13 protein-coding genes, 1 tRNA gene and 1 pseudogene are annotated in these 13184 nt (G+C 63.5%); 6 read left to right on the forward strand and 9 right to left on the reverse strand.

Features of this window, described 5'->3' with window-relative positions:
• Window positions 1-126, forward strand: a pseudogene (locus tag FMM79_RS21690) (IS630 family transposase); the annotation flags it as partial.
• Between the two features lie 31 nt (window positions 127-157).
• A complete protein-coding gene (locus tag FMM79_RS01560; protein WP_162853529.1) occupies window positions 158-688 on the forward strand; it encodes a tyrosine-type recombinase/integrase in 531 nt (176 codons plus the stop codon).
• Window positions 689-768: 80 nt separating this feature from the next.
• Here FMM79_RS01560 and FMM79_RS01565 read toward each other — a convergent pair.
• From FMM79_RS01565 to aspS, 6 genes are all read right to left on the reverse strand, one after another.
• Window positions 769-845, reverse strand: a tRNA-Met gene (locus FMM79_RS01565).
• 107 nt (window positions 846-952) lie between these two features.
• Window positions 953-1498 carry a 2'-5' RNA ligase family protein gene (locus tag FMM79_RS01570; RefSeq protein WP_148625539.1) on the reverse strand — a complete coding sequence of 182 codons (546 nt, stop codon included), beginning with the start codon at window positions 1496-1498 and terminating at the stop codon, window positions 953-955.
• 37 nt (window positions 1499-1535) lie between these two features.
• On the reverse strand, window positions 1536-2510 hold the full coding sequence (mltG, locus tag FMM79_RS01575) for an endolytic transglycosylase MltG (protein WP_148625541.1): 975 nt from the start codon (window positions 2508-2510) through the stop codon (window positions 1536-1538).
• A 31-nt stretch (window positions 2511-2541) separates the two neighbouring features.
• The gene (gene fabF, locus FMM79_RS01580) at window positions 2542-3801 is read right to left on the reverse strand and encodes a beta-ketoacyl-ACP synthase II (RefSeq protein ID WP_148625543.1); all 1260 of its coding nucleotides are present in this window, start codon (window positions 3799-3801) and stop codon (window positions 2542-2544) included.
• Window positions 3802-3934: 133 nt separating this feature from the next.
• Entirely contained in the window at window positions 3935-4171 is a 237-nt protein-coding gene (locus FMM79_RS01585; RefSeq protein ID WP_028657713.1) for an acyl carrier protein, read from the reverse strand.
• A 185-nt stretch (window positions 4172-4356) separates the two neighbouring features.
• A complete protein-coding gene (gene aspS, locus FMM79_RS01595; RefSeq protein WP_148625545.1) occupies window positions 4357-6150 on the reverse strand; it encodes an aspartate--tRNA ligase in 1794 nt (597 codons plus the stop codon).
• Window positions 6151-6320: 170 nt separating this feature from the next.
• Here aspS and FMM79_RS01600 point away from each other — a divergent pair, with 170 nt between their 5' ends.
• The 3 genes from FMM79_RS01600 to FMM79_RS01610 all read left to right on the forward strand — a co-directional run bounded on the left by FMM79_RS01600 (window position 6321) and on the right by FMM79_RS01610 (window position 9553).
• Window positions 6321-7334, forward strand: coding sequence for a hypothetical protein (locus FMM79_RS01600; protein WP_148625547.1), 1014 nt, complete (start codon window positions 6321-6323; stop codon window positions 7332-7334).
• A 75-nt stretch (window positions 7335-7409) separates the two neighbouring features.
• Window positions 7410-8660: a ribonuclease D gene (gene rnd, locus FMM79_RS01605; protein WP_148625549.1), complete on the forward strand. Its 1251-nt coding sequence runs from the start codon at window positions 7410-7412 to the stop codon at window positions 8658-8660.
• Entirely contained in the window at window positions 8657-9553 is an 897-nt protein-coding gene (locus FMM79_RS01610) for a hydrogen peroxide-inducible genes activator (protein WP_039394162.1), read from the forward strand. The genes rnd and FMM79_RS01610 overlap by 4 nt, the downstream gene beginning before the upstream one ends.
• A 19-nt stretch (window positions 9554-9572) precedes the next feature.
• On the opposite strand, the gene FMM79_RS01615 is transcribed toward FMM79_RS01610, so the two are convergent.
• Both FMM79_RS01615 and pgsA read right to left on the reverse strand, forming a co-directional pair.
• Window positions 9573-10691: an MFS transporter gene (locus tag FMM79_RS01615; RefSeq protein WP_148625551.1), complete on the reverse strand. Its 1119-nt coding sequence runs from the start codon at window positions 10689-10691 to the stop codon at window positions 9573-9575.
• A 200-nt stretch (window positions 10692-10891) separates the two neighbouring features.
• Window positions 10892-11485, reverse strand: coding sequence for a CDP-diacylglycerol--glycerol-3-phosphate 3-phosphatidyltransferase (pgsA, locus tag FMM79_RS01620; protein WP_148625553.1), 594 nt, complete (start codon window positions 11483-11485; stop codon window positions 10892-10894).
• A 122-nt stretch (window positions 11486-11607) separates the two neighbouring features.
• Here pgsA and FMM79_RS01625 point away from each other — a divergent pair, with 122 nt between their 5' ends.
• A complete protein-coding gene (locus FMM79_RS01625; protein WP_148625555.1) occupies window positions 11608-12915 on the forward strand; it encodes an MFS transporter in 1308 nt (435 codons plus the stop codon).
• Here the strand turns inward: FMM79_RS01625 and FMM79_RS01630 are convergent.
• Window positions 12912-13139 (reverse strand): hypothetical protein, encoded by a 228-nt coding sequence (locus FMM79_RS01630; RefSeq protein ID WP_148625556.1) that lies wholly within the window; start codon window positions 13137-13139, stop codon window positions 12912-12914. The two genes, FMM79_RS01625 and FMM79_RS01630, sit on opposite strands and share 4 nt — an antisense overlap.
• Window positions 13140-13184: the final 45 nt, after the last annotated feature.

Below are 13184 nucleotides of genomic sequence, written 5' to 3' on the forward strand. Positions count from 1 at the left end.
GCAGCCATCAACCGCTTCATCAAAGAGCACAACGAGGATCCGCGTCCCTTCGTCTGGAAAGCCGACCCCCACGACATCATCGCCGCTGTCAGGCGCGGGCACCAAACGTTGGAATCAATCCACTAGGTCTGAGAAGGTCTGGACCAAAGCCCACGAAATGGCGTTTCATGCGGAGGCATCGCCGCACCTTTCGCTTGCGCTCACCCTCGCCCTTTGGACAGGGCAGCGCCAGGGCGATCTTCTACGCCTGCCTTGGTCGGCGTATAACGGAGACAGCATCAGGCTTCGCCAAAGCAAAACCAAACTGGCGATTGAGGTGCCTGTGGGGGCGCCCTTGAGAGAGGCACTCCAGGAAGCGCGTGACCGCTATGAGGCAGAAGGTTTGCCGATACCGGAAACAATTCCCGCCACCGAGCGCGGCAGTGCGTGGACCGAAGGTGGCTTCCGCGCCTCTTGGCGCAAGGCGTGCATTAAAGCCGGAGTTACGGGCGTCACGTTCCACGACCTTCGCGGCACAGCGGTCACGCGCCTTGCGGTTGCCGGTGCCACCGTACCTGAGATCGCCACCATCACAGGACACAAACTGAAGGAAGTCGGGAGCATCCTCGACGCCCACTACATGAACCGCGATCGCGCCCTTGGCGAGGCGGCAATTCGCAAGCTCGAAGCGAACGATTCTCCCAAATGAGCCCCCAAACGCGCCTTGCGCGTCCAGTTTGAATCCGGAAATGTGCAATAAAAAAGCCCGGAAAATCCGGGCTTTATAGGTGGTAGCGGAGGAGGGACTCGAACCCCCGACACGCGGATTATGATTCCGCTGCTCTAACCGGCTGAGCTACTCCGCCATACCAATCCCGACCTCGGCCGGAGCAGTGTGGTGCGCCGCGTCTGCGGGGCAGGTGCGTGCCTCTAGGGGGGTATCGAGGATTGGTCAACACCCTATTTTACAAATTTAGCGATGAAAGTGCAGGTCCTTGATCGGGCGCCATAATCCATCCTCCCAGGCATAGACGCCGAATCCGCGAAAACGGAAGGCTCGGGGCTCCAGCGTGGGGCCCAACTGCGCCTGTAGCACCCTCGCCTCCTGCGAAGTCACCTTGTTCTGGATCGTGACGTGAAGGCGCAAGGGTTGGGCGTCCTGGCGCGTGAGGAGACCGTGCATACGCTCGGCGATCTCTGCGTGGCATTCGACCATGGCAGGCGATTCGATACGGAGCGCGGTGCCCTTGCCCAGCTTCAGCACCCCAACGATCCGCGCCTGGGGCCGCGGTTTGCGCGTAAGGTCCTTGAGGACCTGTATCAACTCCTCCTCCACGCTGGGCGGCAGCGCGTGAAAGAGCGAAACGTGCGCACGCAGGCGATTGCGTTCGGCCGGAAAGTGGGCGGTGCGAAGCGCGTCAGCCCAGGCTTGGATCTCAGGGGGAAGCACGGCCGTCACGAGCAGAGGAGCGCCCGGCTGACGCTTAGGGGAGAGAACTTCCCCGGGAAGGTTCACCATGACCAGCCTACTGTCATGCCCGGCGCCTTAAATGCACTCAGATTTCGCCGCGCTTGCGCCGGATTTCGAACCACTTCTTCACGTTCTCGTTGTGCGCTGCGAGAGTGGATGCGAACACGTGCCCACCAGTTCCGTCCGCCACCATGTAGAGAGCGTCGGTCTCGGCCGGGTGCAGGACCGCTTCGATCGAGGCTCGGCCCGGATTGCAGATCGGGTGCTTGGGCAGGCCTACCATGGAGTAAGTGTTGTAGTCGTTGATCGCCTGGATCTCGGACTGGCGTATGCGCCGCCCCAGCGGCTTGCCCTTGGTTATGGGATAGATGATCGTGGGGTCGGCCTGGAGCAGCATTCCCTGCTTCAGACGGTTGGAATAGAGGCCCGCCACGACAGTGCGCTCCTCCGCCTTGGCCGTTTCCTTCTCCACGATGGAGGCGAGCACCAGCGCTTCCTCAGGGGTCTTCACGACAAGATCAGAAGCCCGCTTTTCCCACAGTTCGGCCAGGGTACGGCGCATGCCTGCCTGCATCTTTCGCAGAACGTCGGCGCGCGCATCGCCCTTCTGGATGTCATAGGTCGCCGGAAGGACCGAGCCTTCCTCGGGCACGGCAAGCTCGCCAGTCAGGGCTTCCTGCGCCATCAGGCGTTCGTAGACCATGATCGAGGGCATGCCCTCCGGGATCATAACCTGACGGCGCACGACGTCATCGCTGGTGATGATCGCCAGGACGCGCGAGGGGCTCGCGTGGGCGGGGATCACGAATTCCCCCGCCTTAATGGCTCCCCCGCCGCCGAACAGACGTGCGCGCAGAGCAAAGCCGTCGCCCGAGCGCACCACGCCCTCGTCCTGGAGCTTGTCGGCAACAGCCGAGAGGCTGGCGCCGTTGGGGACCACGAAGGCGGAATCCTTCGCGAGCGGGCCGGAACCGAACCAGCCGCCCACGACATTCCACACCATGATCCCCGCCACCAGGACAAGCGCTGCCCCGAGGGCATACGTGCGCCGTGACATCATGAGGGTTCTTCCCCGAAGCCCGCGCGGAAGGTCAGTCGACCTTCTTCATGATCAGGCTGGCGTTGGTACCGCCGAACCCGAAGCTGTTGTTGAGGACGGCGCGCACTTCGCGCGAACGTGCAATCTTGGGCACCAGATCGACGCCTTCACAGCCTTCCGAAGGGGTGTCGAGATTGAGCGTGGGCGGCACGATCTGGTCGCGCATTGCGAGGATGCAGAAGATCGATTCGACCGCGCCCGCACCGCCAAGGAGGTGGCCGATGGCCGACTTGGTCGAGCTCATCGAGACCGTGTCCATCGCATCGCCAAACAGGCGGCGTACCGCGCCCAGTTCGATGGTGTCGGCCATCGTCGAGGTACCGTGGGCGTTGATGTAGTCGATGTCGGCTGGCGTCATGCCCGCCTTCTTGAGAGCTGCGGCCATCGAACGGTAGGCGCCGTCCATCTCCGGGTCCGGCGCGGTCACGTGGTAGGCATCGCCCGAAAGGCCGTAGCCCACGACTTCAGCGTAGATCTTCGCGCCGCGCGCCTTGGCGTGTTCGTATTCCTCGAGCACGAGGACGCCTGCCCCCTCACCCATGACGAAGCCGTCGCGGTCCTTGTCGTAGGGGCGGCTCGCCTCTTCGGGGCGGTCGTTGAAGCTGCAGTTGAGCGCGCGTGCCTGGGCGAAGCCGGCAATGCCGATCGGGCAGATCGTGCTTTCCGCGCCGCCCGCCAGCATGATGTCGGCGTCATCGTCCTTGATCATGCGCGCGGCATCGCCAATCGAGTGCGCGCCAGTCGAGCAGGCGGTGACGACCGCGTGGTTCGGCCCCTTGAGGCCGTATTTGATCGAGACCTGACCCGAGATGAGGTTGATGAGACGGCCGTGCACGAAGTGCGGCGAAACGCGGCCCGGGCCACGGTTGGCGAGCACGAGCGATTCGCTCTCGATACCGGGAAGACCGCCTATGCCCGAACCGATCGAGCAGCCCGCGCGCAGCTTGGTCTCTTCGTCCATCTCGACGAGACCGGCGTCTTCGAGCGCCTGGCCTGCGGCATCAATGCCGAAGACGATGAAGGGATCGACCTGGCGCTGGATCTTGGGATCCACGCGCTTGCTGGCATCGAACCCGTACTCGTGATCCGCCGGCTTGACCTCGCAGGCGATCTGGCACTTCTGATCCGACGCATCGAACTTGGTGATGGGGCCCGCCCCGCTCTTGCTGGCGAGGATGTTCTTCCAGGTCGTTTCCACGTCAGCGCCCAGCGGGGTGACGAGGCCAAGTCCGGTTACGACGACACGACGCATTCCAATGCTCTCCGAAACGGCGACAGGCCCGCCCCCTTAGAGGTCGAGCCTGTCAAATTCAATCCAATTGCCCACAAACCGGCGATGATCTGCCCTGAAAGGACGTTACCGGGACGCTGCGGGCGGGCCGGGATCAGCCCTTGTTCTCATCAATGTACTTGATCGCATCCGAGACGGTGCTGATCTTTTCAGCGGCATCGTCCGGGATTTCGACGCCGAATTCTTCTTCGAACGCCATGACCAGCTCGACGATGTCGAGCGAATCGGCACCCAGATCATCGATGAAGCTTGCATCTTCAGTGACCTTGTCGGCTTCCACACCGAGGTGCTCGACGACGATCTTCTTAACCCGATCGGCGGTATCGCTCATTTGTATAGACCCCTTCAGAAAGCGGAGGATTAATCTTGGTTGCTTGACGCCCTAGTTCCTAGCGCGCTGGCTGGCAAGTGCCGCCACAGCACGGGCACCGCACTTGTCCCAAGTGCGACGCCTTTGCAAGGGCGAAAGACCCGCAAGGTGTCCCAAGCTCGGTTTTTTGCGTCGATTTTCGCCGCTCAGGCACCCGGCTTGGGCTGGGGCTCGACGACACGCATATGCAGTTCGCGCAACTGACGCGATTCCGCGGGCGTCGGGGCGCCCATCAGGAGATCCTCGGCGCGCTGGTTCATCGGGAATAGCGAGATTTCGCGCAGGTTCTGGGCTCCGCACAGCAGCATCACGATGCGATCGACACCGGCAGCCATGCCACCGTGTGGCGGGGCACCGTACTGGAAGGCGCGGTAGAGACCGCCGAAGCGCTCTTCCACATCGTCCCTGGTGAGTCCAACCTTCTCGAAGGCGGCAACCATCAGTTCGGGATCCTGGTTGCGGATCGAGCCCGAGGCGATTTCGAAGCCGTTGCACACGAGGTCGTACTGGTAGGCGTTGATCGTGAGCGGATCCTGGCCGCTCAGCGCTTCCATGCCACCCTGCGGCATCGAGAACGGGTTGTGCGCGAAGTCGACCTTCTTGTTGTCTTCGTCCCACTCGTAGAACGGGAAGTCGACGATCCAGCACAGATCGAAGCGATCCTTGTCGATCAGGTCGAGCTGTTCGGCAACGCGGATACGTGCAAGGCCTGCCAGCTTGGCGGCCTGCTCGGGCTTGCCTGCGGCGAAGAATACACCGTCGTTCTCGCCAAGGCCGAGCGCCTCGATCAGCGCGGCGGTCTTTTCCTCACCGTGGTTCTTGGCGATCGGGCCGCCCGGCTTGCCGTCCTTGATGTTGATGTAGCCAAGGCCCGAGAAGCCCTCGCCGCGCGCCCAGTTGTTCATCTCGTCGAAGAACTTGCGGCTGCCTGCGCCCGCGCCCGGAGCCGGGATCGCGCGGATCACGCCGCCGCCGCCGACGATGCTGGCAAAGATGCCGAAGCCCGATTCGACAAAGTGCTCGGTCACGTCCTTGATGAGGATCGGGTTGCGCAGGTCCGGCTTGTCCGAACCGTAGTCAAGCATCGCCTGAGCGTAGGGAATGCGGCGGAATTCGCCCGAGGGCGTCACCGGCTTGCCATCCGCGAACGCGGCGAAGATACCCTGCATGACCGGCTCCATCGTCTCCCAGATCTCTTCCTGGGTGACGAAGCTCATCTCGAGGTCGAGCTGGTAGAATTCGCCCGGCAGACGGTCCGCGCGCGGGTCCTCGTCGCGGAAGCACGGCGCGATCTGGAAGTAACGGTCGAAGCCTGCGACCATGAGCAGCTGCTTGTACTGCTGGGGCGCCTGCGGAAGCGCGTAGAACTTGCCCGCGTGGATGCGGCTGGGCACGAGGAAGTCGCGCGCGCCTTCGGGCGAGGACGCGGTCAGGATCGGCGTCGAAAATTCGGTAAAGCCAATGCCTTCCATGCGGCGACGCATGTCCGAGATGATCTGGGTGCGCTTGACGATGTTCGCGTGCAGCGTCTCGCGGCGCAAGTCCAGGAAGCGGTACTTGAGACGGATGTCCTCGGGATACTCCTGCTCGCCGGCTACCGGCATCGGCAGTTCGGCAGCCTTGCCCAGCACCGTCACCGAACGGGCGTAGACCTCGATCTCCCCGGTGACCAGATTGGGGTTCACCGTCTCGGGGGTGCGCGCCTTGACGGTGCCCTCGATGGTGACCACCGATTCCAGACGCAGTGCGTCGAGGATCTCGATCGCAGGGCTGTCGCTATCGGTCACGACCTGGGTCATGCCGTAGTGGTCGCGCAGATCGACGAACAGGACGCCGCCGTGGTCGCGCTTGCGATGGACCCAACCCGACAGGCGGACCGTCTGGCCGACCTCGGTCGCCGTCAGGGCGCCGCAGGTGTGGGAACGATAGGGATGAGTCATGGCGTCAGGCTTCTTCTTCGCGAAAAACTAAGAGTTCAGGCCGCGTCCCCTAGTCGAGTGGCGCGCCGATTTCCAGACACCGATTGACCCTGCGCAAAAGGTTATCCGCGTAACCCAGTATAAACCATTATAACCTAATGGCCTGAGGTACGGGTCGAATGGAGAACACGATGTTGGCAGAGGTCACGATTGACAGCGCAGAAAACAAGGCTTTTCGACGCTCGATCGAGGACATGGTGCGCAGCCAGCGCGCGGACGAAGCCGCCGATATACTGCGGGATATGCTGGCGGGCGTCTGCTCGGCACAAGGCCCCCTGCCGGCCGAATTCCTGAACACACGATCCGACGCGATCTCATTCACGGGCTGGAATCTGCTGGCCGACGCGATCTGGAAGCTCGACCAGTGCGGCGAGCCGGTCTCGGCCGTCAGCCTCGACCTCGCTTTGCACACCCTCAGCGACGAGGACGGCGAGCCGGTCCTCGCCACCCGCTTCTTCTTCGACACCTCCTGGCCCTTCTCCGAATGCACCCGCGACGAACTGCTCGAAGGCTTTAACGACTACGGATCGGCCTGGCACAATGACCACGCCGATGCCGAAGAGCGCGTCGTCGGCATCGACGGCCTTGGCACGATGGCGGATGCGCTGGCCGCGCTGCATATGGCCAACGCCGCGCGCGAGACACCGAACGCCACCGCCCTTCAGGCCGAGTTGCTCGGCGCGCTTTATATGGGCGTGCTGTTCCACCTTGCCGTCGAGGACAAGGCCCGCCGCACCGCCCTGCCGCGCCGCATGGCCCTGCTCGCGGTAAGCGAAAGCCCCTTTGCGGCCCTCTCCGCCCCCGTCCTTGCCATTTGCGACGCGCCCGGAACGCCGAGCGTTCCGGAGCCCTACGAAGGCGTCATGGGGACCTTGGAAACCTACGACGAGGACGCGGAGGAAGAGGACTTCGAGAACGAGGGCGAAGACCGTGCTGACACGATAGCCGCGCTACTTTCGCCTACCTATTCCGGCGACGCGCAAGGCACCGCGCCTGGTGATGACCCAGAGGCCTGGCACCTTCCGCCACCGGGCATCCACACCACCGGCACGCAGCTGCGCCGCAAGCTGGTGACCGAGGAAAGCATCTCCGAACTTGCCGAATCGGCCCGCCCGGGGCTGCTTGCACGCCTGTTTCGCCGCTAATATTCGCAAACAAACGCGAAACGGGGCATCGCTGGCGTTGATCCCTTCGCGTCTTCAGCGTAACGCCGCATGCAAATGAAGATACACACCCTGATCACGGACAGCGACGAGCTCGCCCAACTGTGTGACCGCCTGGCAAAGTCGGACTTTGTTGCGGTCGACACCGAGTTCATGCGCGAAAACACCTACTGGCCCGAGCTTTGCCTCGTCCAGATCGCAAACACTGAGGAAGCCGCCGCGATCGACCCGCTCGCCAGCGGGCTCGACATGACGCCGCTCTACGAGCTGCTCACGGACAACCACGATGTCCTCAAGATCTTCCATGCCGGCGGGCAGGACGTCGAGATCATCTTCAACGCGACGGGCAAGACCCCCTCGCCGATTTTCGACACCCAGATCGCGATGATGGCGATCAGCCAGTCGGAGCAGATCGGCTATTCCAACCTCGTCGAATCCTGGTTGGGCCTGACCATCGACAAGGGCGCGCGCTTCACCGACTGGTCGCGCCGCCCGCTGACAGAGCGCCAGATCGAATACGCCATCGGCGATGTCACCCACCTCTCGAAGATCTTCCCCAAGATCCTCAAACGCCTGATCAAGACGGGCCGCGGCATGTGGCTGAACCAGGAAATGGAAAAGCTAGCCGATCCGGACAACTACCGGAACGACCCGACTCTGGCCTGGCGCCGGATCAAGGCTGCGGGCCGCAACCCGCAGATGCTTGGCCGTCTGAAGGCCATTGCCGAATGGCGCGAGTTGGAAGCGCAGGGCAAGAACATTCCGCGCGGGCGCATCGCCCGTGACGAGACGCTTGCCGACCTAGCCAGCCACCCTCCCAAGCAGCAGGCGGACCTCGCCAAGGTGCGCGGTCTCTCGCAAGGCTGGCGCGACAACGACATCGGTAAGCGCCTGATGAACACCATCTCCAAGGCTCAGCCGCTCGGCGACGACGAGATGCCGCCGCGCCAGCAGCGCGGCGCGCCGCTCGGCAAGGAAGGCGCGCTGGTTGCCGACCTCCTCAAGCTGCTGCTCAAGATCCGCGCGCGCGAGATCGACGTTGCCGCCCGCCTCCTCACCCGCAGCGACGAGCTGGAACTGCTCGCCTCGGGCGTACGCAAGAACCTGCCGATCCTGGAAGGCTGGCGCTATGAGGTGTTCGGCAAGGACGCACTCGAACTGGTCGAGGGGCGCCTTGGTTTTGCCGTTGAGAAGGGTCGCCTCAAAATGACCCGTGTCAGCGAGGACGAGGAAATCTTCGCCACCGCCGGGTCGGACCATGCGGGCGATGACGAGATCGACGAGAGCGGGGACGACAGCGAATCATGACGGTCTACCAGCCGACACTGAAGCAGCTTCAGTATCTGGTTGCCCTGCATGAACATGGACATTTCGGCCGCGCCGCCGAAGCCTGCTACGTCTCGCAGTCTACGCTCTCGGCAGGTCTGCGCGATCTCGAAACACTGCTCGACGTGACCCTTGTGGAGCGCACCAAGCGTGCAGTGCGCTTCACGCCTCTGGGCAACACGGTGGTCGAGAAGGCGCATCGCATCCTGCGCGAGACCGAAGAATTGTCCGAGCTCGTCCAGTCGAGCGGCAAGCCGCTCTCGGGCGAGGTACGCATGAGCGTGATCCCGACAATCGCGCCCTTCCTGCTCCCGCGTATGTTGCCGCGCCTGCGCCGCGAGCGCCCCAACCTCAAGCTCTTCCTGCGTGAGGAGCCCAGCCAGGCGGCGATCGAATCGCTGCACCACGGGCGGGCCGACTGCGTGCTGCTCGCCCTTCCCTACCCCACCGGCGAGGTGGAGCAGGAGACGATCGAACTCGACGCCTTCTTCGTGGCCTTCCCGGCCGACGATCCGCGCGACCCGCCGCAAGAGGTGGGGCCCGACATCATCGATGAAAACCGCCTCCTCCTGCTGGAAGACGGGCACTGCCTCAAGGACCACGCGCTCGCCGCCTGCAACCGGCCCGAACTGCGCGCATCTGCCACAATGATCGGAACCTCGCTGCACACGCTGGTGCAGATGGTTGACAATGGCCTGGGCCTCACGATGCTGCCCGAAATGGCTCTCGATGCCGGGATCCTGAACGGCACCAACGTGGTGGCCCGTCCGCTCATCTCTGCCAACGCCAACCGCGAGATCGCGCTGGTCTGGCGCAAGAATTCGCCGCGTTCGGACGAATTCCGGATGCTTGCGGATGAACTGCGCGCGGGCTGATCGCGCCCTACTGCCCCGTTCACGCGTCCTTGCCGCCGGTGAATTGCAAGGCCACGCAGCACAGGCTGATCGCAGCGCCAAGCGCACACACGCCCGTCCAGCCCAGGTGCGTCCAGCACGCCATAGCCGCCGCCGAGGCAAGGCCACCGGCCACGAACATCGCGGTCATGTAGATCGTATTGATGCGCGAGCGCGCCTCGGGCTTTAGTGCGAAAATCACGCTCTGGTTGGAGATCTGGCTCGACTGCACTCCGAAGTCGAGCGCGATGACGCCCAGCATCACGCCCGCGAGCCCGTCCCACAATCCGAAGATCGCCCAGGATACAAAAGAGATGCAGGCCGCAGTGGCAATCACGCGGCGCGGGCCCCGACTGTCGGCGATACGCCCCGCGACAGGCGCGGCAAGAACTCCAACTACGCCCAGGATACCGAACAGGCCCGCCACCTGCGGCCCGAACCCGAAGCGCGTTTCCAGCCGGAAGGCCAGGATCGACCAGAAGACCGAGAACACGCCGAACTGGCAGCACTGGATCGCCGTTGCTCGCCGAAGCGCGGGAAACGCGCGCCAGAGCCCGATAAGCGATCCCAGCGTCGCGCGGTAGCTGGCTCCTGCCGCTTCGGGCGCGCTGCGCGGTAGGCGCAGCGCGACCATTGCCATCGTTCCCAGGGCCAAGGGGACCGCGATCCAGAACATGGCCCGCCAGCCCAGGTGCTCGGCCACGAACCCGGCAAGCGTGCGGCTCAGCAGAATACCGCAAAGCAGGCCCGCCATGACGACACCAATCACATGCCCACGCCGCTCAGGAAGCGCGAGACTGGCGGCCATCGGGATAATCTGCTGGGCCACCGAGGCAAAGATGCCAACGACCAGCGAGGCGATCAGGACAAGCGCCCCACCCTGCGCCAATGCAACGCCCGCACAGGCGACTGCCAATCCGACACATTTCCACAGGACCAGCTGGCGCCGCTCGAACAGATCGCCCAGCGGGACAAGGAAGAAAAGGCCCAGCGCATACCCGATCTGGGTGGCCGTCGGCACATAGGCCACCCGCCAATCGGCAAGATCGCCATGCATCTGCTCGAGCATGGGCTGGTTGTAGTAGAGGTTAGCCACCGTAAGGCCCGCAGCCAGCGCCATCACCGCAACGACGCTCAGCGACAGTGGCGTGTGATCCTCCCGGTCAGAATAGGATGGCGAGGAAATGGCATAGCTCCGCGAACGTGCAGGGGCCAGGCAGGCCCGGGATCGAGGCCGAGCCCTAGACCCGCCTCACTTGTGGCCGCGAATGCAACGAACGCAAGGCCTTACGCGTGCGATGCACTTCGCCGATCCGCGCCTCAGTCCATGTGCTTGAGGCCGACGCGCAGATAGTCCCAGCCGGTGATAAGCGTAAGGGCGGCCGCGCCCCACAATGTCGTCAGGCCGACGGTATGCGGGATATTGATGGCGACACCTGCAAACGGCGTGTTCCACCAGGGCATCGCCTTGCCCAGAATCAACGCGCCCAGCGAGATCATCTGGAACGTCGTCTTCCACTTCGCGAGCTTGCTGACCGGGATCGATACCCGCAGGGGCCCCAGAAACTCGCGCAGGCCCGAGACCGCGATCTCGCGGATCAGAATGACGAGCCCGGCAATCACGTGCATGTCGCCCACATAGGGCCCGCGCAGGATCCCCTGCGCCGTCAGCACCAGGATGACCGCCGCGACCATGATCTTGTCCGCAATCGGATCGAGGAAGACGCCGAGTTTGGAGACCGTCCCGCTCGAGCGCGCGAGATAGCCATCGAAGTAGTCCGTAATCCCCATCAGGCAGTAAAGCGCAAAGGCAAGCGCATAGCCCAATTCCCAGTTCGGCCACCACAGCAGGAAGGCAAGGAGCGGAACCGCGAAAATTCGCGACAGGGTCAGGATGTTCGGAAGCGTCAGCATATGGGTTGCCCCATAGCCGGGAATGCGGGGCGGAATAAAGTGTTGATCGGGGGTTGCGGCCTCGGCCTGCCGCTTTAAGGATCCCGTCGACCCGAACGGTGAGAGACCGGCAAGACCATTACATGACGCAATCGACCCAACTCCTCCGCGCGCGACGCTTTCTCCCCCTCTTCGTCACGCAGCTTCTGGGCGCGTTCAACGACAACCTGTTCAAGAACGCGATGGTCCTTTTCGTGGTCTACAGCGTCTACAACTCGGAGAGCTCCGAGGCGATTTTCAGCGCGGTAGCCTCGCTGATCTTCGTTGCGCCGTTCTTCCTGTTTTCCGCGCTGGCCGGACAGCTGGCCGACATGCGCGACAAGGCCGCGATTATCCGGCTCATCAAGCTGTGCGAGATCTTCATCATGCTGGTGGGCGGGCTTGGCCTTGCCCTCGCGTGGCAAGGCATCGCCCTTCACACGGTCGCGATCCCCCTCCTCCTGGTCGCCGTCTTCGCGATGGGCGTGCACTCCACCTTCTTCGGCCCGATCAAGTACGCGATCCTTCCCCAGCACCTCAGAAGCGAGGAAGTCCTCGCCGGCACCGGCCTTGTCGAAGCGGGTACCTATCTCGCGGTCCTCGCCGGTACCATCGTTGCAGGCTGGATCAGTGTCGATGCGGCGGCCATCGCGGTGATCGCAGTTGCCGTGATCGGCTATATCTCGGGCCGCAGCGTGCCTACGGCCCCGCCCATCGGAAAGATCGAGCCCCTCGATTTCCACCTTGTCCGTGCACCCGCCCGCCTGATCCGCACGACCATGAGCGATCGGCGGGTGTACCTTGCCGTATGTTCGATCAGCTTCTTCTGGGCTCTGGGCACGATCCTGTTCATCCAGTTCCCGCCGCTTGCCAAGAACATCCTGATGGCCGCCAAGGAAGTGGCGAGCCTGTTCCTCGTAATCTTCTCGATCGGCATCGCCATCGGCTCGGTCACGATCAACGCGCTTCTGAAAGGCACCGTCTCTGCACGTTGGTCGCCGCTTTCGGTCATCGCAATGGGGGTGTGCCTCATTGGCTTCGAACTCGTGTGCGAGGCCTGGCCCGCGTACGAGCGGCCCGACGCTCTCATGGACGTGGGCACGTTCGTGGTGCAACCGCTCGCCCTCCCCCTGATGCTCGCACTTCTGGGCGTCGCCATTGCCGGGGGAATGTTCGTCGTGCCACTCTACGCCTTTCTCACGACCTTCGTCGAGAAATCGCAGACCGCGCGCACGATCGCGGCCAACAACGTGGTCAATTCCGGAGCGATGGTCCTGGGTGCGGGCGTTGCCATGGGGCTCAACTTCTTCGGCATGCCGATCGTCAAGCAGCTGCTGGTCGTCGCAGCCGCCTGCCTTGCCTCAGCCTGGCTGGGCTATCGCCTCTACCGCGCCGAACTCGCTGCGCGCTAGATAATGAAGGTAAAGATCGCAAGGAACGAGGCACAGTAGGCCGCGAGGAATTGCTGCCAGTCGCCGCCTCGCATCTTCCAGCGCCGCGCGGCGAGCGCGTCGTCGTCCACGGCAGGGCGCAGGTGGGGAGGTACTTCGAGCACATGGGCCGGAAGAGAGCGGCGAAATGGGTGCCCGGATTGTTCGCTGGAGAGGACCAGCGCGCGACGTTTCTGGGGTCTCATGTCGCAAAGTTAGCTAACAGTTAGTTAGCTGCCCAGATATAAATG

Source organism: Novosphingobium sp. BW1 (assembly GCF_008107685.1).
In the GTDB taxonomy this organism is placed as follows: Bacteria; Pseudomonadota; Alphaproteobacteria; order Sphingomonadales; family Sphingomonadaceae; genus Novosphingobium.